Source organism: Streptomyces sp. NBC_00986, from assembly GCF_045162565.1.
In the GTDB taxonomy this organism is placed as follows: Bacteria; Actinomycetota; Actinomycetes; order Streptomycetales; family Streptomycetaceae; genus Streptomyces.
Genome location: NZ_CP108733.1, coordinates 10,302,135 through 10,327,257, shown reverse-complemented (window position 1 = coordinate 10,327,257; position 25,123 = coordinate 10,302,135). Strand labels below are relative to the sequence as shown.

The following is a 25,123-nucleotide window of genomic DNA, read 5'->3' as shown; positions in this document are numbered from 1 at the left end:
GGAACCGGTGACCACAGCTCCCCCCACCACGCCCACCGCCGCCGCCCGGCTCCTCGGTCTGCTCGCCCGGGATCTGGCGCCCGACCAACTGGCCACGGATCCGCGCACGTTGGCCGCGCACACCACGGACCGTTCGGGCACCCGCCCTGACGGCGTCCCGCTCGCCGTGGTGCACGCGCGGCGCACCGAGGACGTGACCGTCACGCTCCGGCACGCGAACGCGCTGCGCGTGCCGGTGGTGCCGCGTGGTGCGGGCACCGGTCTGTCGGGCGGGGCGTCGGCCGGTGAGGGGGTGCTCGTGCTCGACCTGTCCGGGATGAACCGCATCCTCGAACTGTCGGCCGACGACCAGCTCGCGGTGGTCGAACCGGGCGTGATCACCGCCGAGTTGGACCGTGCGGCGGGCGAGCACGGGCTGCGGTACGCGCCCGATCCGGCGAGTGCGGCGATCTCCACGATCGGCGGGAACATCGCGACCAACGCGGGCGGGCTGCGGTGCGCGAAGTACGGGGTGACGCGGGACAGCGTGCTCGGTCTTGAGGCCGTCCTCGCCGACGGGACGGTGGTCACGACCGGCCGCCGTACCGTCAAAGGGGTCACCGGGTACGACCTCACCGCGCTGCTGACCGGCTCCGAGGGCACGCTAGCCGTCATCACGTCGGCGACGCTGCGGCTGCGCCCGGTGCCGGTGGCGACCGCGACGCTGGCCGCGTACTTCGACTCGTTCGAGGCGGCGGCCGAGGCGTCGTACGCGATCGGGCGGGCCGGGGTCGTACCGGCGCTCGCGGAGCTGCTCGACGGGCCGGTGTTGCGGGCCGTCGATCCGGCGCTCGGCGAGCGCGGGTCGGCGCTGCTGCTGGTGCAGTGCGACGGGGCGGGGGCTGCTATCGAGGCGGAGCAGGTCGCACGGGTGCTGGCGCCGCTCGCCACGAGCGTGGAGACCACCGCGGACCCGGTCGAGGCGGAGTCCCTGCTGGCGGCCCGGCGGCTCGCGCTGCCCGCACTGGAGCGGCTGGGCCGGCCGCTGATCGAGGACATCGCCGTGCCCCGCTCTCGGCTCGCGGAGGCGGTTCGCGAGATCCGCGCCATCTCGGCCCGGCACGACGTGCCGGTGTACACGCTCGCGCATGCCGCCGACGGCAACCTCCATCCGATCATCGTGGTCGATCCGGCCCTGGACCGGCTGCCGGACGCGGCCTGGGAGGCGGCCGGCGAGATCTTCGCGCTGGCGCTGCGGCTCGGCGGCACACTGACCGGCGAACACGGTGTGGGCGTACTCAAGCGGCAGTGGGTGGCGGACGAACTCGGGCCCACCGCGCACGCGTTGCAGCGACGGCTGAAGGAGGCGTTCGACCCCAGGGGGATCCTCAACCCCGGCAAGACCCTGTGAGGCACGCCGGATCGGATACCGCCGAACGGGTGAGGGCGAGTGATCCGGGGGTGGTGCGGGAGCACGTGCGACTGGCATGTGCCTCGGCCGCCGTCCGAAGTCATCACTCGTCGTGACCGACAACGGGTAGCTCTACGCACGGAATGTGACGGACGGCAGCCGTCCCGTCACCCGCGCGACAGGAGAGAAGGCACCATGTCGGTCGACACCGGTACCGCGCCCGAGGCGGGCGCCGAGGAGCGGGAACAGCAGAGCCTCGGCACCGCCGCAGCACGCACTCTGGCGACCACGACCAAGTCCGAACCCCAGATGCAGGGCATCAGTTCACGCTGGCTGACCCGCATGCTGCCCTGGGTGAACGTGCCCGGCGGCACCTACCGCGTCAACCGACGGCTGTCCTACACGCGGGGCGACGGACGGGTGACGTTCGTGCAGACCGGCGCACAAGTGCGGGTCGTCCCGGCCGAGTTGAGCGAGCTCCCGCTGCTGCGCGGCTTCGCGGACGCCGACGCGCTCGGCGCGCTGGCCGATCGGTTCGAGCAACGGGAGTTCACACCGGGCCAGTTGATCGTGGAGGCGGGCCGCCCCGCCGACCAGGTGTATCTGATCGCGCACGGCAAGGTGGAGCAGGTCGGGGAGGGTCCCTACGGCGACGAGACGGTCGCCGGTCTGCTGGCCGACGGCGACACCTTCGGCGGCCAGGTGCTCGCCGACCCCGACAGCACCTGGGAGTTCACGGCCCGCGCGGCGACGGCGACCACGGTGCTGGCGCTGCCGCACTCTGCGTACCAGGCCGTCGCGGAACGGCACCCGGAGCTGAGCGCACACGTCGAGGAGGTCGGCGCGGACGAGCACGGCCCGGTCAACCCGTTCGGCGAGGCGGCGATCGCCCTCAGCGCCGGGCATGTCGGCGAGCCGGACCTCCCGGGCACGTTCGTCGACTACGACCTCGTCCCGCGCGAGTACGAACTCAGCGTCGCCCAGACCGTGTTGAAGGTGCACAGTCGCGTCACCGACCTCTACAACCAGCCGATGAACCAGACCCAGCAGCAACTCCGGCTCACCGTCGAGGCCTTGCGCGAGCGACAGGAGAACGAGCTGGTCAACAACCGGGACTTCGGCCTGCTGCACAACGCCGACTACGACCAGCGGATCTCCACCCACTCCGGCCCGCCGACCCCCGACGACCTCGACGAACTCCTCAGCATGCGGCGCGACACCCGCTACCTGTTCGCCCATCCGAGGGCCATCGCCGCGTTCGGCCGCGAGTGCAACAAGCGGGGCGTCTACTTCAGCGGCATCGACGTCGGCGGCCACCATCTGCCCGCCTGGCGCGGGGTCCCACTGCTGCCCTGCGGCAAGATCCCGGTCAGCGAGTCCCGTACGTCGTCGATCATCGCCATGCGCACCGGCGAGGACGACCAGGGCGTGATCGGCCTCTACCAGACGGGCATCCCGGACGAGCTCGAACCGGGCCTCAACGTACGGTTCATGGGCATCAACGAGCAGGCGATCATCTCCTACCTGGTGAGCACCTACTTCTCGGCGGCGGTCCTGGTGCCGGATGCGATCGGCGTCCTGGAGAACGTCGAGGTCTCCCGCCGGGACGGCAACTGACAGAGATTCAGGGCTAGTTCAGGAACGCGTCCAGCCGTGCCGCGTCCGGCGCCGTCGCCGGTCCCGGCGCGGTGACGGCCAGGGCGGCGCCCGCGTTGGCCCGGTGAGCGGCGGCCACCGGGTCGACACCCCGAGCGAGGGCGGCCATGAACACCCCGGTGTGCGCGTCGCCGGCGCCGTTGAGATCGACGGCGTCGACGGCGAACCCGGGCACGGCGACGAGGTCTCCGCCGTGGTGCACGAGACATCCGTCGGGGCCGGTACGGACGAGCACCGAGCCGCGCCCCAGGCGGGATTGGAGCGCGCGGGCGGCCTCGGCCGGATCGTCGAGGCCGGTGAGCAACGCGGCCTCGCGGGCGTTGCAGCTCCACCAGTCCGAGCGGGCGAGCAGCAACTCCACGGCCCCTGCGGGGATTTCGCGGACCAGCGGTCCCGGGTCGGTGACCAGCGTGACGGCCGGGTCCAGTCGGGGCAGGAGGTCGAGCAGGGCGGCGCGGTTGCTGTCGTAGAGCAGGCCGTATCCGGTGACGTACACCAAGTCGCCCGCCCCGGGCCGGAGTTCGGCCAGGTCGGCTGCGGCCAGACACGCCTCCGCACCAGGGCTCGTGACGAAAGTGCGCTCACCGTCCGCGTCCACCAGGCAGACCACGAAGCCGGTGTCTGTTTGCGGGCGCGGTGCGAGCAGGACGTCGATGCCCTCGGTGTGCAGCGCGGCACGGGCCCGGTCGCCGAAGGGGCCGGTGCCGTGCGCTCCGGCATAGGTCACCGCGAGTCCCTGGCGGTGAGCGGCGGACATGACGTTGAAGCCGCCGCCCGGAGTGTGCTCGGTGCGGGTGGCGAGGACGTCGCCGCCGCGCTCGGGGAGGGCGGGGACATCGAGGACCAGGTCGACGACGACGTTGCCCAGGTGCCACAGTCTGGCGCTCACGGACGTGCCCGGAGTTCGAGCAACGCGGCTGCTGTGGCGTCCAATTGGAGCTTCGGGTTGACGCGTGCGAGCGTCTCCCGCGCGTCGGCCGGGAAAGCGTCCAGCCCGTGGCAGGCGCCGCCGACGGCCCCCGCGATCGCGGCGATGGTGTCGCAGTCACCGCCGACGGACGCGGCGAGCAACGCGGCCCGCCAGGGGTCGTCGGGGCAGGCGGCCAGAACGGCGAAGGCGGCGGGCACGGACTCCTGCGTGGCGAGACTCGTCCCGATCAACGCGTAGACACGCTCGCAGACTTGGGCCTCCGTGAGCCCCCGCACCAGCCCCGTCGCCCAGACGATCCGCTCGGCGACATCGGCGGCAGCCACCCAATGGCCGCGCCCCGCCGCCAACCGGGCAGCCGACACGGCCACTTCGACCGCCTCCGGAACCGACACCCCGTCAACTCCCGCGCTCACAGCGGCAGCTACGGCCGCGGCACCGGCGAGTGCGACCCCGGTGTTGTGGGTCAGGCTGCTGGCCTCCACCACCCGGTCCACCAACTCGGCCGGTTCCGCGACCGACACGGCGATACCCACGGGGGCGATCCGCATCGCCGCGCCGTTGGTGGTGCCGTAGCGCCCCACCTCGTCGACGGGAGTGCCCGCGAGGACGAGTTCCACCGCGCGCTTGGTGGACGGCCCCAGGAGGTCGAGCGAGCCGCGGGCCCGCATGTCGTCCTCCCAGGCGACGAGGCGCCGGGCGAGTTCCGCCGGGTCGATGCGGCCCTTGCCGTCGAGGAGCAACTCGGCGAGGAGCAGGGCCTGTTCGGTGTCGTCGGTGACGGCTCCGGCCGGCATTCCAGCGGCGAGGGGATGGTCTGGGGCGGCCGGTTGGAAGCCGGTCAGGAGCGGGCCGTAGCGAGATGTGATGTCCGGGCGGGACAGCATCTGGGTGGGCATGCCGAGGGCGTCTCCGAGGGCGAGCCCGTGAAGGGCTCCGGTGGCGCGGCTCTGGAGGGTCATGGGTGCTTTCCGGTACAGAGGTGCGGGTCAGCCGAATTCGAGGGTCAGTTGGAAGTGGTCGGGGTCGAGGAGGCTCACGACATGTTCGACGAAGGAACCGTCGGCCGCCCGGCTGGTACGCCGCGTGTCGAGGAACCAGTCACCCGGTTCGCGGCGCAGCAACTCCGCCTCCCGCCCGTCGATCCGCCGCCCGCTCACCCGCTGCTCACCGTGGTCGGCCCGCAGCCCGGCCCGCAGCATCACATCGGTCAGCGACTCCTGGCCGAGCCCCCGGGAGGGCAGGTCGCGCACCCCGGGCACGGGCGGCAGAAAGCTGCGTTCGTACGACACGACGACCGCGTCCGCGGCCAGTTCCCGTATCCGCTCCACGCACACGAACTCGGTGGTGTTCAGGGTGAGTTGACGGGCGAGGCGCTCGTCCCGCCGTGCGTCCACCGTGAGGGTCCGCACCCGCGTGTCGATGCCCTGGGTGGCCAGCGCGTGGGCCCAGCCGAGGCGGTCGTCGAGGGGGCGGCCGTCGAAGAGGACGTAAGAGCCCTTGCCCGTGTGGGTGGCGATCAGTCCGGCCTCGCTGAGTTCGGCGAGGGCCGCGCGGACGGTCGTACGGCTGACGCCGAAGCGTTGGGCCAGGGCGTGTTCGCCGGGGAGTTGGTCGCCGGCGCGGTGGTGGCCGCTGCGGATCTCCTTGGCGAGGACCTCGGTGATGCGCTGGTGTTTGAGGCGGACGGCGGTCATGACGGCTCCCCGACCACCTCGGCGACGGTGACCACCCGGATCAGGGGCCGGTAGAGGTCCATGACGTGCAGGGCCTTGGCGTGGGAGTCGTCGTCCACGCCCGCGCAGGCGTCGGAGACGACCAGTACCTCAACTCCCGCATCAGCGGCGGCCAGTGCCGTGGAGAGGACGCAGCAGTCGGTGCTGACTCCGGCGAGGAAGAGGCGGCCGGTGGGGCCGACGCGTTCGGCGAGTTCCGGGGTCCACTTGCCGAAGGTGGGCGCGTCCACCAAGTGGCTTGCGCGCACGGCGAATTCGTCGGTCAGGCGCCAGAGCGGCGCGTCCGGTGGCTGGAGGGCGAAGGGCCACTGATCGTAGTAGGCGCGCCAGGCGCCCTCGGGTTTCTCGGGGGCCAGGAAGCGGGTGAAGGTGACGCGTTCGTCGAAGGCAGGCAGCAGTCGCCGTACGCCTGCCGCCGCTTCGGCGAAGCGGGGGGTGGCCCAGGGGCTGTCGGGTTCGGCAAAGACGCGCTGCATGTCGATGACGGCGAGGTGGCCGGGTGCGGTGGTCATACGGCGGGCACCGCCTCCGGGCTCGGGGCCTCCGCTTCCTGCCGCTGGACGCGGGCGCGGCCCAGCGCGAGTGTGCCGAGGAAGCCGAGGGCGAGGGCGATCAGCACGCCGAGGTTGGCGTAGGCCCAGGAGCCCGACTTGCCGCCGAGGCCGAGCGGGTCGAGCAGATAGCCCTGCCAACTCAGCCAGTCGGCGGCCGTGTTGGTGACCAGGCCCCAGCCGATCGCGGTGGCGGCGAGGGTGAGGAGGAGGGGTGTGGGCTGGACGTCGCCGTAGCGACCGCTCGGGCGGAAGAGGTCGCCCTCGTCGTAGTCGCGGCGGCGGAGGAGGAGGTCGGCGAGCATGATGCCGGACCAGGCGGCGATGGGGACGCCGAGGGTGGTGAGGAAGCCCATGAACTGGCCGAGGAAGTCGTCGGCGAAGAACACGATGTAGACGGAGCCCGCGATCATCAGGACGCCGTCGACGAGCGCGGCGAGGTAGCGGGGGATCCGGAGTCCGGCCGACAGCAGGGCCAGGCCGGAGGAGTAGATGTCGAGGACCGCGCCGCCGACCAGGCCGAGGACGGCGACCACGGCGAACGGGACCAGGAACCAGGTGGGCAGGATCGTCGTCAGCGCGCCGATCGGGTCGGCGGCGACCGCCTTGTTGAGCGTGCTGGAGGAACCGGCGAGCAGCAGGCCGAAGACCAGCAGGAGCAGCGGGGCGACGGAGGCACCGAAGGTGGTCCAGCCGATCACGCCTCTGCTGGACGAACTCCGGGGCAGGTAACGGGAGTAGTCGGCGGCGGCGTTGACCCAGCCGAGGCCGAAGCCGGTCATCATGAAGACCAGCGCGCCGATGAACTCCTGGGCGGAGCCCGCCGGTACGGCACTCACCGTGCTCCAGTGGATGTGGTCGGCGACGAGCGCGATGTAGACGATCGTGAGCACGCCGGTGACGACGGTGATCACGGTCTGCAGTCGCATGATCAGGTCGAAGCCCATGACTCCGCCGACGACGGTCAGCGCGCCGACCAGGATCAGCGCGACCACCTTGGTCTCGGTGCCGCCGCCCCAGCCGAGTCTGCTGAAGACGGTCGCGGTGGCCATCGTCGCGAGGGCGGTGAGGACGGTCTCCCAGCCGACGGTGAGGACCCAGGAGATCACCGACGGCAGCCGGTTGCCGCGCACGCCGTAGGCGGCGCGGCTGAGGACCATCGTCGGCGCGGAGCCGCGTTTGCCGGCCACCGCGATGAAGCCGCAGAGCAGGAAGGAGAAGACGATCCCGATGACACCGGCGACGAGCGCCTGCCAGAAGGAGATCCCGAAGCCGAGCGCGAAGGCACCGTAGCTCAGGCCGAGGATGGAGACGTTCGCTCCGAACCACGGCCAGAACAGGGTACTTGGGGTGCCTTTGCGTTCGGCGTCGCCGATCACGTCGAGGCCGTGTGTCTCGACCTGGAGCTGCCGGGACTGGGATGTCCGGGAGGAGTTCGGCATCGTCGACCTACCTGTCTAGACGTGTTCAGTCGAGGCTAGGTGTGGGGGTGACGGGCGTCAAGGGGAGGCGTGGGCGCGTCAGTGGCAGTCGCCGTGGCGGCCCAGGGTCTCCACGGGGGTCGCGCCGGGGCGGATCCACTGCGGTACGGGACGGCTGGTCCCGCCCCAGGTGGCGTTCCCGTCGGCGTCCGAGCGCCAGTACCAGCAGGCGTCGCGGCCGGGCGGGTAGCCCTCGGGGTTGTCCTGCCATGCCTCGCCGCGGCCGTAGGGCGTCATGTCGAGCAGGGCGAGGGAGCTGTTGACCGGTTCGTTGCCGCGGCCCGTCGTGGAGTAAGTGAGGAACACGCGGTCGCCGTCGCGCAGGAAGGCAAGGATGTGCCCCATCCCGCCGCCGATCGGCGCGTCCAGGCCCCGCACCGAGTACCAGGGCTCGGTGTACCCCATGAACTCGACGTACGGAGCCACCTCGTCCCACACGCCCGTGGTCAGGACGGCGTACGAGACGCCCCGGGCGTTGAGGTAGACCGCGTCCTTCATGTGCCAGGCCGTGGTGGTGCAGCCCTCGCACTGGCCCTGGTGGGGTGCGTGGTCGTGCCACATGTGCTGGTACACCACAAGTTCGTCGCGCCCCTGGAACAGGTCGAGGAACGGGACCGGTCCGTCCGCGCCGACGACCTCGACCTTTCCGTCGAGCTCGACCATCGGCAGCCGCCGCCGGGCCGCGGCGATCGCGTCCCCCTCACGGGTGTGCGCCTTCTCCCGGATCAACAGCTCGTCGCGCGCCGCGTTCCAGGTGGCGATGTCTACGACGGGCGGCTTGCCGGGGAGGTCGCTGTTCGCGGTGCCGGGGGCGGTCGTCATGGGGTCCTCCGTGGTGCGTCGTTTCGGAGTCATTCCGGGCAGCGTCGCACGGCGTACTACGGCGCTCACCGGATCAGACTCCCGGGCCGACCGAAACTCATCGCCGCGACTCGCCCTGTCCCGCTGTTCCGCTCACCGGCACAGGACGCGACACGTCGCCGACCCGCCCGCAGGCTGTCCCCATCGGTCGGCGCGTCACGCGTACCGCACGATCTCGAAGGGGGCCGCCATGGAGTCGTCCGGGACGCGTCAGGGGTACGGCGAGGGCGCCCGCACTCCCCGCAAGCACCGCGCCCGCGACACGCTGTCGCTGCTGAGCGCGGAGTTCGACGGGGTGCACGACGTGTGGCGCTCGGCCATGGGCACAGTGTGTGTGGCCGACCCGGAGTCCGCCCGGGCGGTGCTCGGCAACCGGGACGCCGTAGTCGCCGAGGCGTCCGACTTCTACAAGACCCGGCACGGAGACTTCGGTCCCCGTGCGGCGCAGATCCGGATCGGGCGCGCGGCCCGCGCCCTGATACGCCGTCACCTGGACGCGCGGCGGGCGGAGTTGCCCGGCCTCGTCGCCGAACTCCTGGCCCCCAGCGCCGTCTGGCCCGATGCCGGGAACCTGCTCGTCCTGCGCCACATGCGAGACGTCCTGCTGCACCGGGACGCGCCGCCCCAACTGCACGCCTCCGTCGGGCAGATCGTCCATCGGGCGGTCCTGGCGGGCGCCCGGCACCGTCACTCGCCGCCGTCCCGACTGCTCTTCCGGCGCCGCGCGCTGAACTTCCTGCACACCGAAATACGCGACAGGCAACGGCAGTTCCATCCCGCCCGCGACGCACGCGACCTCCTCGACGTCGTCGTGGACGAGAGCGAACCCGGGGCCGACCCGAAGGATCTCGCCGAGGTCTATCTCTCCTTCCTGTTCGCCACCGTCGGCTCGGTCGGCTTCGCGCTCGGCTGGTCCGTCCACCTGCTCGGCACGCACCCCGACTGCCAAGCGGCGGAGCCGAGTTGGACGGTACGGGAGGCGCTGCGGCTGTGGCCGGTGGCGTGGCTGTTCGCGCGGACCCCGAGCCATGCGCAGACGCTCGGCGGGACGGAGGTGACCCCGCGTGACCTCCTCGCCGTCTGCACCTATCTGGTGCACCGGCATCCCGGGTACTGGGAGCGGCCGGACGAGTTCGTGCCGGAGCGCTGGGCCGGGGCGGTGCCGGACGCGGCGTATCTGCCGTTCGGGTACGGGCCGCACACCTGCGCCGGGGCGACCGTCACCATGCGGCTCCTCGAAGACCTCGTCGAACTCATCACCCGTGACCGGCAGTTGGCGGTCACCCCTGACGGCACCGGTCCCCAGGTGGGCCCGGCGCTCGCTCCACCGCGTTTCACCGCGGTGCTGAGCGCCCGCACCGACTGTCCCGGAGGGAGGTGAACGCGCATGCACGCCCTGTATCTCAAGGCGAAGTCCGTCCTCAACATCCGAGGCTCGTACGGGCAGTTCTGGTACCTGTACCACCACATCTGACCGGCCCGGCGCGGGGAACCACCGAGCGGCCGGCTCCCCGCGCCCCACGAGGGGACGCTCATCATGACCACCCCGCAGCACCCCGAGGACTTCCTGCGCGCCATCCGTACGCGCAGCGCCGCCGAGGACGGGATCTTCTGGGTCGACGACACCCGGCTCGGCGTGTTCGAGCCGGAGGCGGCACGCCGGGTCAGTGCCACGAACTGGCGCCGGTTCGTCCTGCACGACCGGCTGATCGACATGCTGCGGCGGCGGCACAGTACCGAGGTGCGGTGGAGCCAGATCCGTTCGGCGTGGCTCACCCAACTGCACACGCTGGCCACGCCGGAGCACCACGGCGGCCTGATCGACCGCATGGAGCGGATCATCGACGAGCGGCTCGGCGAGGACGTCGACCTGGTGATGCTCACCCAGGACGTGGCGCTGCGGTCCATGCTGCCGGTCGCCCTGTCCGGACTCACCTCCGGCGAGGCCGAACTGGTCCGCCGTGACCTGGAGATGAAGCTGCTCCGGCTCGTCTCGCCCACACCGGCCGGGTTGTGGCACCACCTGCGGTTCATCGTCGTACAGCTGCGGTCGGGGCTGGTGGTGCGCCGGGTGCTGCGGCAGCGCGCGCACGGGAAGCGGAAGCGTGAGCTGGATCTCGCCGATCCGTTCGTCGACCTGTTGCCCCAACTCGGCATGGACCGCGCGCTGGACGTGGTGACCACCGTCCTCACCGCGATCGGTGGTCCGCCGGGTACCGCCGCCGCGAGTCTGCTGTACGAGTTCGTCCGGCACCCCGAATGGCAGGAGCAACTCACCGAGGAACTGGGGGCCGTGGACCCGGTGGAGTTCCGTACGGCTCCGACGCACGCGGCGCCGGTGACGCACCGGTTCGTCAAGGAGGTGCTGCGGCTGTGGAGCCCGCCGTTGCTGCTGGTGCGGCGCAACCAGTTCCCCTTCGACTTCGGCAAGACCCGCTTGGAGCCCGGCGATTGGTATCTGCTGAGCCCCCACCTCATCCACCGTGACGAGCGGGTGTGGAAGCAGGCCGACGTCTTCGACCCGGACCGTTTCCTGCCGGGCGCGCCGCACGGCCCGGCGGACCGTACCTCTTATGTGCCGTTCGGCTGGGCGCCCAAGAAGTGCGTCGGCGCCAACATCGGAACCGTCCAACTGATGGGCCTGTGCCATCTGTTGTGCACCCGGTACCGGCTGACCGTCGACCACCCCGAGAAGCTCACGATGGCGCTCCGCTTCGCGCCGGTCCCGGAGGACTTCCGCGGGCGTCTCGCGCTGCGGTAGCGAAACCTCTGCGGTGTCCGCTCGTTGAGCCTGCGTCTCGGAACTCCCGCGAAATTGTCCGTGATCCGTAACAGGCGGATCCTTCCCCGCCTTTACGCCGTCCTGACGAGTGCACGGAGTCGATCAAACAGGACAAGGGCAGGGCTGACATGGCGCGGCACGGTGGGCGGGGTTGGTACGGGCGGGTACTCGCGGCGGCGGTCGGGGTGACCGCGGTGGCGGCGGCAACGTCGGTGTGGACCGCTCAGGCCGGTGTCGACGCGCAGGGTGCCGGGGGCTCCGCCCGTCCCTCCGCGGCCGGTTCGGCCCCCGCCCGGGCGACCGTGTCGGAGGAGATCGTGCACGCCTCCGACAAGGGCGCCCGCGGGGTCAACATCACCATCGACGACGGCCCGGACCCGACCTGGACACCGCAGGTGCTCCAGGTCCTCAAGGAGTACGGGGTGAAGGCCACCTTCTGCATGATCGGCCCCGAGGCCGAGGCCCACCCCGACCTGGTCAAGGCGGTCGTCGCGGCCGGACACCGGCTGTGCGACCACACGGTGTCGCACGACACCACGATGGACAAGAAGTCCGAGTCGTACCAGTCGCAGGAGATCCTGAACGCCGCGAACATGATCACCAAGGCGTCCGGCGGTGTCCGACCCCTGTACTACCGTGCGCCGGGCGGCGCCTTCACGCCGTACAGCCGGCACCTCGCCGCCTCGCAGGGGATGCGTCCGCTGGGCTGGAACGTCGACTCCAAGGACTTCGAACTCCCGGGCACGGACGCCATCATCGCCACCGTCAAGAGCGAACTCCCCAACGGGCCGACGATCCTGTTCCACGACGCCGGCGGCGACCGCTCGGAGACCGTGGCCGCGCTGCGCGAGATCCTGCCGTGGCTGAAGGAGCAGGGTTATTCGTTCGGATTCCCCGTGCGTTGAATTGGCCCTCGCTGTTTTTCAGGTGACGAATATGTGTGGGAAATGTGTAACGGCCCGCGAGGTGGCGGTATTTAACCGTGTCAGTGCCGATTCGCGCTGCTGTCGGTTCCCGATGAAGGCTTGCGGCGATTTCAGGCGTGCAGTAACTACGTGACACATGAACCTGTTCAACCGTGCTGCGCCCCTCCGCCGCTCGGCACCCCCCGCCGTCCCGAAACGCCCGGCCGCCCCACCGGCCTCCGCCCCCTCCGGCATGCCCGATCCCGCCCTGGCCGCGCTGACCGGAGAGTGGATGATCGACCCCGCGCACAGCCGGATCGGCTTCTCCGTCCGGCACGCGATGGTGACCACCGTGCGCGGGTCATTCGCCGAATACAAAAGCCGGCTCTACTTCGACGGCCGCAACCCCGCCCGTTCGCAGGCCGAGATCGTGGTGTCCACCGGCAGTGTCGACACCGGAGTGGAACAACGCGACGCCCACTTGGTCGGCCGTGACTTCCTGGACACCGCAACCTTCCCGCGGATGCGGTTCGCGAGCACCGCGGTGCAAACGGCGGGCAACGATGTCTACCGCATGCTCGGCGACCTCAGCATCAAGGACGTCACCCGTCCCGTCGTCCTCGAACTCACCTATATCGGCCATGTCACCGACCCGTTCGGCGTCGAGCGCGTCGGCTTCGACGGCACCACCACCATCGACCGTTCCGACTGGGGTCTGACCTACAACTCCCGACTGGCCGAGGGTGGTGCGATGGTGAGCGAGAAGGTGCGGCTCCAGTTCGACATCGCGGCGATCCGTACGATGCCGGCCGTCTGACAAAACGTTCGCTCGCCCGGACGCCGTGTCGCAGCGTGCCGGGCGAGTCGTAAGTTCCAGTCGTCTCTTGCCGTTTCCGGCGTGCGGTCTCCCTACCGGGTGACGAGGCGGCCGCCGAGGATCGTGTGGACGGGGTTCAGGTCGCGCAGGGCCTCGCTCGGGCAGTCGGCGGGGTCCCGGTCCCACACCGTGAGGTCGGCGAGCCGACCCGGTGCGAGCGTGCCGCGCAGGTCCTGATCGCCGCACAGGCGGGCCGCGTTGACGGTGTGCAGGGTGAGCGCCTCGTCGTAGGTGATGGCGTGCTCGGGGCCCTTGACGCCGATGACGGTCTGGCGGGTGGTCATGCCGTAGACCGAGCGCATCGCGCCGAACTGGCCGACGGGGAAGTCGGATCCGGCGCTGACCTCGGCGCTCAGGTCGATCCAGCCGCGGGCGGGGAAGAGGCGGGCGACGCGTTCCGGGCCCCAGAAGCCCTCCTCCACCTCGGCGGTGTCGTGCAGCAGGGGTTGCTGAATGGTGACGGGGATGCCCAACTCGACGGCGCGGGCCCGCTGTTCGGGTCCGGCGAGGCCGCCGTGCTCCATCACCAGCGCGCCGGCGGGCAGGCCGGGGTTGCGCGCGAGGACGCGCTCGTAGACGTCGAGGAGGGTGCGGACCGCGCGGTCGCCGTAGGCGTGGGTACCGACCCGCCAGCCGCGCCGGACCACGGCCTCGACCGCCTCGACCAGCGCGTCCGGCTCCCAGATCAGGGTTCCGGAGTAGGCGTGGTCGCAGGCGTACGGCTCCTCGGTCGCCCCGGCTTCGAGGCCGCCGTCGAGCCCGAACTTCACGCCCCACACCCGCAGCCACGGGTCGGAGCCGTCACGCCAGTCCTCCATGACGTCGAGCAGGTCCTCCACCTGGGCCGCGCTGGTCATGCCGAGGGCCGAAACCAGGGCGCGGACACGGGTGTTGAGCGCGCCGGCCTCGCGGGCGGCCAGGAGGACTGCGTAGTCCTCGGGGGTGACCGCGCAGTCCCGGACGGTGCCGATGCCGGTGGCCGCGTACTGGGTGGACGCCAGGCGCAGCCCCTCGATCCGCCGCACCCGGTCCGGCGCCGGGACCAGGCGCTCCACCAAGCCCATGGCGTTGTCGATCAGCCGCCCGTCGAGCCTGCCGTCGGCGTAGCGGCCGATGACACCGCCCGGCGGTACGGGAGTGTCCTCGGTGATGCCCGCCAGGCGCAGCGCGTAGCTGTTGACGATGTCGTTGTGGCCGCCGCGCTTGACCAGGACGGGGTGCCGGTCGGTGGCCCGGTCGAGTTCGGCCGCGGTGGGCATGCGGCGCTCGGCGAGGTTGAGTTCCTGCCAGTTGGTGGTCGTGCGGATCCACTCGCCCTCGGGCGTCACCTTCGCCCGCTGCCGGATCAGGTCGAGGAACTCGGGGATGTCGTGGGCCTGGTGGACGGGCACGTCGTGCGCGCCGAGTGCCGCGTAGATCAGGTGCGTGTGCGTGTCGTCGAACGCGGGCAGCACGGTGGCGCCGGGCAGATCGTGCACCGTCGTGCGCTCGCTCACGAGGTGGTCGAGCCCGTTCGGGTCGGGCGAGAGGGCCGTGATGCGGTCGCCCCGTACGGCCAGCGCCCGCTGCGGTGCCTGGTCGGGCACCAGTGTGTGGATCGCGTTCGCCCGGATCACCAGATCGGCTCCGTGATCAGTCATCGTTCTCTCCCGCCTGCTGTTCTCTGCGACATCCGCTGACCAGGCTTTTGTACGGGCGGACAGCTGTTTCGCACACATTTCGCGACTCTGCGAGCAGGAAATACGTCACTTCATGGGATCCAGACCCAACTTGTGCGCCAAATGGTCAGTGAGCTGGGCTGCCGGATCACGGCCGCGGCTTCTTCGAGGACCGGCGACACACCGACCGTCATTGACAAGGCGATTCCGCACCGGTTGTCATGAACACATGCCGAAATATCCGGGGCTCCGCCACACCCGCCACATCCGCCTCACTCGCCGGTCCATCTGCCCCGCCTTCGGCTCCGGTTGTGCTCCGTCCCTGGACTCGCCGTGGAAGTACGGTCATTGACCGGCCGCCGCGAGCTGCTCGACACCGCCCGGGCCGAGTTGACGATCCATCACGGAGTACTTCTCCACGGCCCCGCGGGCATCGGCAAGTCCGTGCTGGTGGCCGCCCTGGTGGCGACCTCGGCAGCTCAAGTCCAGCCGTCCGGAACGGTGTTGCACTGCTCCCCCGCCCAGGAGGACGCCCGGCTCCCGTTCGCCGGTCTCGTCGACCTGTTCGCACGGGTACCGGAGAGCTGCCTGGCGGCCTTGGCCCCCGAACCTCAAGTGGCGCTGCGAGCCGCCCTGTTGCAGAGCCACGAACCGGCCGGCGACCGGGAACGGCTCGCGATCCGCGTCGCCGTTCTCGACGTGCTGCGCGCCCTCGCCGCCACCGGCCCCGTGCTGCTGGTCCTCGACGGTCTCCAGTGGCTCGACGAGCCGACCGCCGAGGTGCTCGCCTTCGTCGTACGCCGTGTGGAGGGCCTCGACGTACAAGTGGTGGCCGCCGAGCGAGTGGCCGAGGACGAGCAGCCCGAGCGCTCGCACTACTGCCCGCCCAACACCGTCGAGCTGCCCGTGTCTCCCCTGACGGACGACGAGGTGGCGCAGCTCCTCCCCACTGACCTGCCACCGGCGGTGCTGCGGGCCGTCCAGGACGCGGCCGCCGGAAACCCTTGGTACGCGCTGGAGTTGGGGCGGGCGGCCCCACGCGACGGAGCGGCCGTCGGTCTCGGCCGGACGCTTCCCGTACCCCAACGCTTGCGCACCCTGCTCCTGGAGCAAGTACGCCCACTGCCCGCATCCGCGCGCCGCACCCTCCTCGTCACCAGCGCAGCCGCCCGCCCCACGCTCACCCTGCTGCGTGCCGCCGGACTCGACGACCCCGCCGCGGACTTCGCGGAGGCGGAGCGGCTCGGGGTCGCGACGGCCGACGCCGACGGGACCGTACGCTTCCGGCATCCGCTGATCCGGGCCGCCGTCTACGCCGATGCCACGGAGCACGAACGCCGGCAGGCACACGCGCTGCTGGCCCGTCCGGTCACCGAACCCGTGGAGCAGGCACGACACTTGGCGCTCGCCCACCCGTACGAGGACGAGGCCACCGCCCGCACGCTGATGTACGCGGCCGAGTACGCCCGTCGCGACGGCGCGCCCGACGCCGCCTTCGAGTTGGCCGGGCTCGCGGCCCTGCGCACACCGGGCGGCCGTCCGGTGGAACGTGCCGACCGGTTGTTGGCGGCGGCCGAATACGCCTGTGACGCCGGGCAGTTGGAGGAGGCGGGGCAGGCGGCCGAGACCGTGCTCGCCGGGTCGGGCTCCGCACGGCAGCGGGTGCGGGCGCGGCTGGTCCTGCTGCGCAATGCCGGGCAGGCGTTGAAGGGTGCGCATGCCCTGATCGAGGAGGGGCTCCGGGATGCCGACGGTGATCCGGAGGCCGAGGCGTGGCTTCATCACTGGGCTGCCGTACGGGGCCTGCTGTGCGGGGAGTTGGAGGACGCGGCCCGGCACGCCCGGCGCGCTGCCCGGCAGGCGGCCGTGGCCGGTGACACGGAGACCCGGATCGGGGCGCTCGCCACGCTCGCCCGGGTGCGTTCCCTGGGCGGTGAACCGGTCGCCGCCGACACCGCGTTGGAGGAGGCTCTCGCCCTGGCAGGTGGCGCCGGCGCGGGACCGGAGAGCTGGGGGTTGATCCGGATGCGGGCGATCCTCGCCCTGGACTCGGACAAGGTCACCGAAGCCCGGGACCGGGTCACCGAACTCCTCGCGGAGATCGGGGAGTTCGCCGGGGTCGAGGAGGTCATGGCGACCCTGGTGGCCCTCACCCGCATCCAAGTGCGCGCCGGGCACTGCCGGGAGGCCCTGGACACCGCCGCCCGCTGCACACGTGCCGTGACCGACACCGGCGTACAGACCGCACCGGCGCTGTACGCGGCGGCGCTCGCGGCGACCGCGGGCGGTACCGCCGACGAGGCGCGGCGGCTCGCCGGGCAGGCGGTGCGGGCCTCGGAGGCGGACGGCGACCGGCTGTTCCTGCTACGCGCGTTGGCGGTGCTGGGGCAGGCCGAGTTGCTCGCCGGTGACCCGCGCGGGGCCGCCGCCGCGGTCGAGGCGCTGCAGCGCGTCAAGGAACTCGGCGCTGCGATGTCCGCCGCCGATCCGCCCCTGCTGCACTGGTACAGCGACCTGGCCGAGGCCCTGGTCGTGCTGGGTGAGACGGACGCGGCCGGTGCCGTGATCGACGAGGCGCGGAAGCGGGTGTCCGTCGACGCGCCCGGCAGCGTACTGGCGGCGCTGGAACGGGCGGAAGGGCTGCGCGAGGCGGGCCTCGGCCGGGCGAAGGAAGGGGCGGTGCGGCTGCGGACCGCCGTCGACCGGCTGCGCCAACTCCCTTTGCCCATAGACCTGATACGCACCCTGATCGCGCTCGGCGCGGTCGAACGCCGGGCCCGGCACCGGAACGCGGCACGCACCGCGCTCGGCGAGGCGTTGGATACGGCGACCCGCATTGGCGCCGTCCCGCTGGCCGCGCGGGCCGGGGACGAACTGGCCCGGCTGGAGGCCGGCGACCGGGACGGTGAGGGGCGGCCCGAACTCACGCCCACGGAGGCGCGGGTGGCCGAACTGGTCGGCGGCGGGGCCACCAATAGGGAAGTCGCAGCTGAGCTGTTCATCAGCGTGAAGACGGTCGAGGGCACGCTGTCGCGCGTCTACCGCAAGGTCGGTGTCCGCTCGCGCACCGCGCTCGCCCACGCCATGGCGGTCGCCGTCATCGCGTCCGGCGCGGCGACCGTGAGCGTCAGCGACGACGACCAACGGCAGCTCACCACACCGGCAGTGACGATCAGTCAGCCCGGCCGGGTCCGTACTCCGAGGTCGCTCGACAACCGCCGCTGACCTGTCATTCGCGGTTCACATGACATCCGCAGTTAACACACAACGCAAGGGTTCCCCCGCTTATGCGGGTGGGGTCGATGTTCCTACGGTGAAAGCCGTTCCGCTTCCGGGACAGCAACCCCCCACTCCTCGGAGGACCTCAGTGACGTCACGACTGAAACTGGTCGGTCTGGTCGCCGTACCGGCTCTGCTCGCCGCCGCCGTCCCCAGCGCCTACGCCGCCGCCCAGCCGCACACAACTCGCGCCGCCATCGCGGGAGATGTCCTCAAGGGCCTGAACCACGACGCGGCCCGCACCGGCGCCGTCTCCGCCGCCAAGCGCATATCGGTGGCCATCAGCCTCACCCCGAGAGACAACAAGGCCCTCGACACCTTCGTCGCCAACGTCAGTAATCCGCAGTCGAGTTCGTACGGCCACTATCTGACGAAGGCTCAGTTCGCGGCCCGCTTCGGCCGGACCGACGCCGAGGTGAAGCAGGTCAAGGAGTACCTGCGCGCCCAGGGTCTCACCGTCGGCAAGGTCCACTCGGGGAACCTGCTGGTCGACGCCAGTGGCACCGCCGCCCAGTTGGAGAAGGCGTTCGGCACCAAGCTGTCGACGTGGAAGGACGCCAAGTCGGGCCGCGCGTTCTACGCCAACGAGACCGCGCCGACCCTGCCGACCGGCATCGCCGGCCTGGTCAGCGACGTCACCGGCCTCAACAACCGCGCCCAGCTGCACCACCAGGGATCCGCCAAGGTCAACCCGCACAACGGCCCCGGCGGCGGCTACACCCCGGCCCAGATCAAGGGCGGCTACAACGTCTCCAGCACGTACACCGGCAGCGGCCAGAAGATCGCGCTGCTGGAGTTCGACGGCTTCGCGCAGTCCAACATCACCAAGTACGACACCAACTACAGCCTGGGCTCCCCCACTCCGACCGTCTCGAAGGTGGACGGCGGTTCCGGCGCGCTCGGCGACGGTCAGGTCGAGGTCGAGCTGGACATCGAGGTCCTGCACGCGATCGCCCCCAAGGCGAACGTCACGGTCTTCGAAGGTCCCAACTCCGACGCCGGTGAGGTCGACACCTACCAGGCCATCGTCGACAGCGGCATCCCGACCACCTCGATCAGCTGGGGCGCGTCCGAGAGCCAGCGCACCACCTCCAACATCAACGCCGTGGACGCCGTGTTCAAGGCGGGCGCGGCCGAGGGCCTCGGCTTCTACGCGGCCTCCGGCGACGACGGCTCGGACGACGCGGGCGACGGCACCACCACCGTCGACTACCCGGCGAGCGACCCGTACGTCACCGGCGTCGGCGGCACGACGCTGACCGTCACCTCCGCCAACGCGTGGAGCAAGGAAACGGCCTGGTCGGGCGGTGGCGGCGGCAAGTCCTCCGTCTTCAAGATCCCGAGCTGGCAGACCGCGGTGCAGAAGAGCGCGGGCGGCGGCTTCCGGCAGGTCCCCGACGTGTCGGCGCTCGCGAACCCGAGCCCCGGTGTCTCGATCTACTCGCAGGGGAGCTGGGGCACGGTCGGCGGTACCAGCGCCGCCGCGCCCGAGTGGGCGGCTTTCGGCGCGCTCTACAACCAGCGGGCCGCGGCGGCCGGCAAGGCCAACCTCGGCTTCGCCAACCCCGCGCTCTACACGGCGAGCGGCACCGGCTTCCACGACATCACCAGTGGCAGCAACGGCGCGTACTCCGCCGCCACCGGCTGGGACTTCACCACCGGTTGGGGCTCGTACAACGCGGCGACCCTGGAGACCAAGCTGCTCGGCTGACCGCAGGTAGCTGAACACCGCTGAACGAAGCGCGGGCCGGGAATCACTCCCGGCCCGCGCTTCACGTCGCCCGCATCACCTGAACTTGGCTTTGCCGGGGCCCTCTTCGACGAAGCTCCGCATCCCGCGTTCACGGTCTTCCGTGGCGAACAGCCCCGCGAACCAGGTCCGTTCGACCGCGAGCCCGGTCTCGATGTCCGTCTCCAGACCCGTGTCGATCGCTTCCTTCGCCGCACGCAACGCGATCGCCGGACCCTGCGCCAACTTCGCCGCCCACGCGTGCGCCTCGGCGAACACCTCGGCGGCCGGGGCGAGTCGGTCCACCAGACCCAGCGCGAGCGCCTCGTCCGCCTTGACCATCCGCCCCGTGAAGATCAGATCCTTCGCCTTCGACGGACCGATCAGCCGCGCCAACCGCTGCGTACCACCCGCCCCCGGAATCAACCCCAGCAGAATCTCCGGCTGCCCCAACTTCGCGTTGTCCGCGGCAATACGGAAGTCCGCTCACAACGCCAACTCACAACCCCCGCCCAGCGCATAGCCCGTGATCGCCGCGACCACCGGCTTCGGAATACGGGCCACCGCCGTGAACGACTCCTGCAACGCCCGCGACCGTACGACCATCGCCGCATGGTCCATCCGCTGCATCTCCTTGATGTCCGCGCCCGCCGCGAACACCTTCTCCCCGCCGTAGACCACCACGGCCCGCACGTCGTCGCGACGCGAGGCCTCCTCGGCGAGTGCGCGCAGGCCGTCCTGTGTCTCCGTGTCCAGGGCGTTCATCGGTGGCCGGTCGAGGCGGATCGTGCCGACGCCCTCGGCGGCTTCGAAGTGAAGTGTCATGGCCGGCCTCAGCTGTCGTAGTCGACGGCGAGGGTGTCGGACACGGGGAAGGTCTGGCAGGTGAGGACGTAACCGGCGTCGACCTCGGCGGGTTCGAGCGCGTAGTTGCGCCGCATGTCCGCGGTGCCGTCGGTGACCAGCGCGCGGCAGGTGCCGCACACGCCGCCCTTGCAGGCGAAGGGCAGGTCGGGGCGGGTCTTCTGGGCGCCGTCGAGGATCGAAGTGTCCCTGGGGAGCGCGGAGTTGGTGGTGCGGCCGTCGAGGGTGATGCTGACCCGGCTGACGGGGCCGTCGTAGGCGGTGTCGACATGGCGGTTCGGCCGGACGGGCTCGTCGTCGGCGTAGAACAGCTCCTGATGGACGCGTTCGACGGGGACGCCGAGGCCGGTGAGGACCTGTTGGGCGTCGCGGACCATGCCGTGCGGGCCGCACAGCCACCAGTGGTCGGCGGTGGCCACGTCGACGAGGGCGTCGACGAGCGCGGTGAGCCGGTCGGCGTCGAGGCGGCCGGACAGGATCTCGGCCTCGCGCGGTTCGCGGGACAGGATGTGCGCCAGCTGGAAACGGCCGGGGTACAAATCCTTCAGGTCGGCCAGGTCGTCGGCGAACATCACGGTGTCGCTGCGCCGGTTGCCGTAGAAGAGCGTGACGCGGGAGCGGGTGTCGGCGGCGAGGACGGATTCCGCGATGGAGAGCATCGGGGTGATGCCGGAGCCGGCGGCGATCAGGACGTGGTGGCCGGGGAGGGTCAGGTCGGGGGTGAAGGCGCCGGTGGGGGCCATCACCTCGACGGTGTCTCCGGGACGCACGTCGTTGACCAGCCAGGAGGAGAACAGGCCGCCGGGGACAACCCGTACGCCGATCCGGGGGCGGGCGCCGGCCGGCGAGCAGATGGAGTACGAGCGGCGCTCGTCGCGGCCCTCGACCTCACGGCGGAGGGTGAGCGACTGACCGGGCCGGTACGCGAACTCCTCGGCGAGATGCTCGGGGATGTCGAAGCTGATGGCGGCGGCGTCCTCGCACAGCGACTCGACGGCGGCGACCCGCAGCGCGTGGAAGGCCGGCCGACGACGCGCCGGGCGGGCGGGGGTGGTGGGAGCCGGGGCGGTCACTGGTCCACCGTCCTTTCCACGAGCGGGAGTTGAGGGCGCGCCGCAGGGGCGGCCTGGGGGCTTGCCACGGGCGGGAGCTGACGGCCCTCCGCGAGCGGGAGCCGGGGGCGCGCCACGGGCGGAAGCTGAGAACCCGCCACAGCCGGAAGCCGACGACTCACCACGACGGCAAGCTGAGGACTCGCCACGGACCAGAGCCGACCGCTCACCGCGAGCGGGAGCCGGGGGCACACCACAGGCGGAAGCTGAGAACCCGCCACAGCCGGAAGTCGACGACTCGTCGCGACGGCAAGCTGAGGACTCGCCACGGACAAGGGGCGGCCGCTCACCGCGAGCGGGAGCCGGGGGCACACCACGGGCGGAAGCTGAGAACCCGCCACAGCCGGAAGCCGACGACTCACCACGACGGCAAGCTGAGGACTCGCCACGGACCAGAGCCGACCGCTCACCGCGAGCGGGAGCCGGGGGCACACCACGGGCGGGAGTTGAAGCCTCGCCGCAGGCGGAAGGTGGGGGCTCGCTGCGGGCCGGAGCTCAGCGCTCGCCGCCGGCGAACGCCGGCGGCTTGCCGCGAGCCGGTGTCGGGGGCTCTCCGCGAGCGCGAGCAGGCGTTGGGGGCTCGCCATCAGATCTCCTTGACGTACTCGAACGGCTCGCGGCAGGCGCGGCACCGCCACAGGGCCTTGCAGGAGGTCGCGGCGAACCGCGAGGTCTCCTCGGTGTCGTTCGCTCCGCAGCGGGGGCACGGCACCGTACGGCGGGTGGCGGACAGTTGCAGCGGGACGGGGCCCGCGGGGTGGCGGGGTGCCGCGCCGGGCGGGGCGATGCCGTGTTCGGCGAGGTTGCGGCGGCCCTTGTCGGTGATCCAGTCGGTGCTCCACGGTGGGTCGAGGACCGTACGGATCTCCACGCGTGCGAACCCTGCCTCCCTCAGCCGCGCGGCGACTTCGGCGCGCATCTCGGCCATGGCCGGGCAGCCGGAGTAGGTGGGTGTCAGGCTCGCGACCACGCTGCCGTCCGCGTCGATCTCGACGCCGCGCAGCACCCCGAGGTCGGCGAGGGTGAGCATGGGCATCTCGGGGTCCGGGACCTGTGCGGCGATGTTCCAGGCGCGGCGTGAGTCGATCAGGGTGGTCACCATGTCGCCTCCGGGTGGGCGCGGGCCACGCTCTGGAGTTCGGCCAGCAGCGGGGCCAGGTGGTCGGTGTGGTCGCCGTCGCGGCCGTGTCCGGGGACCGGTGTCGCCTCGGGGAGCACGAGCCCTGCCGCGTCGGTGACCTGGCGGAGCACGGCCAGCACCTCGGTCCCCAACTCGCCGTCACCCGCGAAGAGTTCGTCCACGTACGGAGCGATCGCGGTCAGCGCGTCCCGCATCCGGCGCTGCGATTCATCCGTGCCGTCGCCCAGTCGGACGGCCCACTCGGCCGCGTACTGGCGGTGGTACGCCAGCTCCTTGACGCCCTTGGCGGCGATCGCGGCGAGCACCGGGTCCTGTGTCGTGCCGGCGAGCCGCTCGAAGAGGGCGAGCCGCCACGAGGACAGCACCAGCAGCCGGGTGATGGAGAACGCGAAGTCTCCGTTGGGGAGTTCGGCCAGCCGTACGTTGCGGAAGGCGTCCGCGTCGCGGAAGTAGGCGTACGCGTCCTCGTCGCGTCCGGTGCCGTCCACCTGGCCGGCACGCGCGTAGAGCAGGCGGGTCTGGCCGAGCAGATCGAGCCCGATGTTGGCCAGGGCCACCTCCTCCTCCAACTCCGGTGCGGCCGTGCACCATTGGGCCAGCCGCTGCGCGCTCACGAGCGCGTCGTCGCCGAGTGCCAGGCAGAACGCGGCCAGTTGAGCGGAGTCCGTCCCGTCCGGCACGGTCTGGTCGACGCCGTACAGCGGGTCCTCGAAGCCGGTACCGAACGCCCAGCGGGCGTCGCTGTCGTCGTGTCCCTCGGCCAGGGACAGATAGACGTGGTCGTCACTCATTCCCTGCTCCTAGATGTGGGGGACGTCTTCGGGGATGTCGTAGAACGTCGGGTGGCGGTAGACCTTGTCGGCGCTCGGCGCGAAGAACGGGTCCTTCTCGTCGCGGGTCGAGGCGGCGATGTGCTCCGAGCGCACGACCCAGATGGACACGCCCTCGTTGCGCCGCGTGTACAGGTCGCGGGCGTGGGTGAGCGCCATGGCGTCGTCGGCGGCGTGCAGCGAGCCGACGTGGACGTGGTTCAGGCCGCGCTTGCCGCGGACGAACACCTCGTACAGGGGCCAGTCCTGCGTCATGCCGCCGCTCCTTCGGTTTTCTGTGTACGGGCGGTCTTCTGGGTACGGGCGGCCTGCTTGGCCGCGTGGGCCGTGGCCGCCTCCCTGACCCAGGCGCCCTCCTCGTGGGCGGCCCGGCGGCGGGAGACCCGCTCGGCGTTGCGCGGTCCGTCGCCGCTGATCACGCGCTGCAACTCGGACCAGTCCGGGGTGCCGAAGTCGTGGTGACCCCGCTCCTCGTTCCAGCTCAACTCCGGGTCGGGCAGGGTGACTCCGAGCTTCTCCGCCTGCGGGACCGTCATGTCGACGAAGCGCTGGCGCAGTTCGTCGTTGCTGTGCCGCTTGATCTTCCAGGCCATCGAGCGCGCCGAGTTGGGCGAGTCGTCGTCGGGCGGGCCGAACATCATGAGCGACGGCCACCACCAACGGTCCACCGCGTCCTGGACCATGGCCCGCTGGCCGTCCGTGCCGCGCATCATCGTGAGCAGCAGCTCGTAGCCCTGGCGCTGGTGGAAGGACTCCTCCTTGCACACCCGCACCATGGCCCGCGCGTACGGCCCGTACGAACAGCGGCACAGCGGCACCTGGTTGCAGATCGCCGCGCCGTCCACGAACCAGCCGATCACGCCGACGTCGGCGAAGGTCGGCGTCGGGTAGTTGAAGATCGACGAGTACTTCTGCCGGCCCTCGATCAGCGCCTCGGTCAGCTCCGCGCGGTCCGCGCCCAGGGTCTCGGCGGCCGAGTAGAGATACAGTCCGTGTCCGGCCTCGTCCTGCACCTTCGCGAAGAGGATCGCCTTGCGGCGCAGGGAGGGCGCGCGGGTGATCCAGTCGCCCTCCGGCTGCATCCCGATGATCTCGGAGTGCGCGTGCTGCGCGATCTGCCGGATCAGGGTCTTGCGATAGCCGTCGGGCATCCAGTCGCGGGGCTCGATCCGCTGGTCCTTCGCGATCGTGGCCTCGAACTGCTCGCCGAGCCGCGCTTCGTCCCAGCCGGCGGCTGACGCCTCCGTGCCTGTGCTGGTCATCGACACACCAACTTCCCTACCGACCATTCGTTCGGTACCTAGTCTGATGGGTTTCCCCCGGCGAGGCAAGACCTCCCGGGC

General features: G+C 71.3%; 20 protein-coding genes and 1 pseudogene. 8 read left to right on the top strand and 13 right to left on the bottom strand.

The annotated features are described in order from the left end of the window. Positions 1-7: 7 nt before the first annotated feature. Together OG504_RS46450 and OG504_RS46445 are read left to right on the top strand one after the other, a co-directional pair. Positions 8-1,390: an FAD-binding oxidoreductase gene (locus OG504_RS46450; protein ID WP_405995195.1), complete on the top strand. Its 1,383-nt coding sequence runs from the start codon at positions 8-10 to the stop codon at positions 1,388-1,390. A gap of 195 nt (positions 1,391-1,585) precedes the next feature. Next, positions 1,586-3,007, top strand: a complete 1,422-nt coding sequence (locus OG504_RS46445; RefSeq protein WP_405995194.1) for a family 2B encapsulin nanocompartment shell protein — start codon at positions 1,586-1,588, stop codon at positions 3,005-3,007. 13 nt (positions 3,008-3,020) lie between these two features. Here OG504_RS46445 and OG504_RS46440 read toward each other — a convergent pair whose 3' ends face one another. From OG504_RS46440 to OG504_RS46415, 6 genes are all read right to left on the bottom strand, one after another. Further along, on the bottom strand, positions 3,021-3,935 hold the full coding sequence (locus OG504_RS46440) for a PfkB family carbohydrate kinase (RefSeq protein ID WP_405995193.1): 915 nt from the start codon (positions 3,933-3,935) through the stop codon (positions 3,021-3,023). Next, positions 3,932-4,936: an ADP-ribosylglycohydrolase family protein gene (locus tag OG504_RS46435; protein ID WP_405995192.1), complete on the bottom strand. Its 1,005-nt coding sequence runs from the start codon at positions 4,934-4,936 to the stop codon at positions 3,932-3,934. Before OG504_RS46435 ends, OG504_RS46440 begins: the two co-directional genes overlap by 4 nt. A gap of 27 nt (positions 4,937-4,963) precedes the next feature. After that, positions 4,964-5,671 (bottom strand): GntR family transcriptional regulator, encoded by a 708-nt coding sequence (locus OG504_RS46430; protein WP_405995191.1) that lies wholly within the window; start codon positions 5,669-5,671, stop codon positions 4,964-4,966. Continuing rightward, complete coding sequence (locus OG504_RS46425) at positions 5,668-6,222, bottom strand: cysteine hydrolase family protein (protein ID WP_405995190.1); 555 nt, start codon at positions 6,220-6,222, stop codon at positions 5,668-5,670. The genes OG504_RS46430 and OG504_RS46425 overlap by 4 nt, the downstream gene beginning before the upstream one ends. Beyond that, positions 6,219-7,703, bottom strand: a complete 1,485-nt coding sequence (locus OG504_RS46420; protein WP_405995189.1) for a purine-cytosine permease family protein — start codon at positions 7,701-7,703, stop codon at positions 6,219-6,221. Before OG504_RS46420 ends, OG504_RS46425 begins: the two co-directional genes overlap by 4 nt. Positions 7,704-7,781: 78 nt before the next feature. Continuing rightward, entirely contained in the window at positions 7,782-8,564 is a 783-nt protein-coding gene (locus tag OG504_RS46415; protein ID WP_405995188.1) for a DUF899 family protein, read from the bottom strand. 229 nt (positions 8,565-8,793) lie between these two features. On the opposite strand from OG504_RS46415, the gene OG504_RS46410 reads away from it, so the two are divergent. The 4 genes from OG504_RS46410 (at position 8,794) to OG504_RS46395 (ending at position 13,107) form a co-directional block, all read left to right on the top strand. Continuing rightward, complete coding sequence (locus OG504_RS46410; RefSeq protein WP_405995187.1) at positions 8,794-9,984, top strand: cytochrome P450; 1,191 nt, start codon at positions 8,794-8,796, stop codon at positions 9,982-9,984. 156 nt (positions 9,985-10,140) lie between these two features. Then, on the top strand, positions 10,141-11,364 hold the full coding sequence (locus OG504_RS46405; RefSeq protein WP_405995186.1) for a cytochrome P450: 1,224 nt from the start codon (positions 10,141-10,143) through the stop codon (positions 11,362-11,364). A gap of 149 nt (positions 11,365-11,513) precedes the next feature. Beyond that, positions 11,514-12,290 (top strand): polysaccharide deacetylase family protein, encoded by a 777-nt coding sequence (locus OG504_RS46400; protein ID WP_405995185.1) that lies wholly within the window; start codon positions 11,514-11,516, stop codon positions 12,288-12,290. A gap of 157 nt (positions 12,291-12,447) precedes the next feature. Then, complete coding sequence (locus tag OG504_RS46395) at positions 12,448-13,107, top strand: YceI family protein (RefSeq protein ID WP_405995184.1); 660 nt, start codon at positions 12,448-12,450, stop codon at positions 13,105-13,107. Positions 13,108-13,199: 92 nt separating this feature from the next. Here OG504_RS46395 and OG504_RS46390 read toward each other — a convergent pair whose 3' ends face one another. Beyond that, positions 13,200-14,807: an amidohydrolase gene (locus OG504_RS46390; RefSeq protein ID WP_405995183.1), complete on the bottom strand. Its 1,608-nt coding sequence runs from the start codon at positions 14,805-14,807 to the stop codon at positions 13,200-13,202. A 351-nt stretch (positions 14,808-15,158) separates the two neighbouring features. Between OG504_RS46390 and OG504_RS46385 the strand changes: the two genes are divergently transcribed. Together OG504_RS46385 and OG504_RS46380 are read left to right on the top strand one after the other, a co-directional pair. Beyond that, positions 15,159-18,050, top strand: coding sequence for an AAA family ATPase (locus tag OG504_RS46385; RefSeq protein WP_405995182.1), 2,892 nt, complete (start codon positions 15,159-15,161; stop codon positions 18,048-18,050). Positions 18,051-18,192: 142 nt separating this feature from the next. Beyond that, positions 18,193-19,815, top strand: a complete 1,623-nt coding sequence (locus OG504_RS46380) for a protease pro-enzyme activation domain-containing protein (RefSeq protein WP_405995181.1) — start codon at positions 18,193-18,195, stop codon at positions 19,813-19,815. Between the two features lie 75 nt (positions 19,816-19,890). Here OG504_RS46380 and OG504_RS46375 read toward each other — a convergent pair. The 6 genes and pseudogenes from OG504_RS46375 to paaA all read right to left on the bottom strand — a co-directional run bounded on the left by OG504_RS46375 (position 19,891) and on the right by paaA (position 25,042). Continuing rightward, a pseudogene (locus OG504_RS46375) lies at positions 19,891-20,658 on the bottom strand (enoyl-CoA hydratase/isomerase family protein). 8 nt (positions 20,659-20,666) lie between these two features. Continuing rightward, entirely contained in the window at positions 20,667-21,770 is a 1,104-nt protein-coding gene (gene paaE / locus OG504_RS46370; protein WP_405995180.1) for a 1,2-phenylacetyl-CoA epoxidase subunit PaaE, read from the bottom strand. A 625-nt stretch (positions 21,771-22,395) separates the two neighbouring features. Continuing rightward, entirely contained in the window at positions 22,396-22,911 is a 516-nt protein-coding gene (gene paaD, locus OG504_RS46365; protein ID WP_405995179.1) for a 1,2-phenylacetyl-CoA epoxidase subunit PaaD, read from the bottom strand. Continuing rightward, positions 22,905-23,741, bottom strand: coding sequence for a 1,2-phenylacetyl-CoA epoxidase subunit PaaC (paaC, locus tag OG504_RS46360; protein WP_405995178.1), 837 nt, complete (start codon positions 23,739-23,741; stop codon positions 22,905-22,907). The genes paaD and paaC overlap by 7 nt, the downstream gene beginning before the upstream one ends. Before the next feature lie 9 nt (positions 23,742-23,750). Then, complete coding sequence (paaB, locus tag OG504_RS46355) at positions 23,751-24,035, bottom strand: 1,2-phenylacetyl-CoA epoxidase subunit PaaB (RefSeq protein WP_033278572.1); 285 nt, start codon at positions 24,033-24,035, stop codon at positions 23,751-23,753. Further along, a complete protein-coding gene (gene paaA, locus OG504_RS46350; protein WP_405995177.1) occupies positions 24,032-25,042 on the bottom strand; it encodes a 1,2-phenylacetyl-CoA epoxidase subunit PaaA in 1,011 nt (336 codons plus the stop codon). Before paaA ends, paaB begins: the two co-directional genes overlap by 4 nt. Positions 25,043-25,123: the final 81 nt, after the last annotated feature.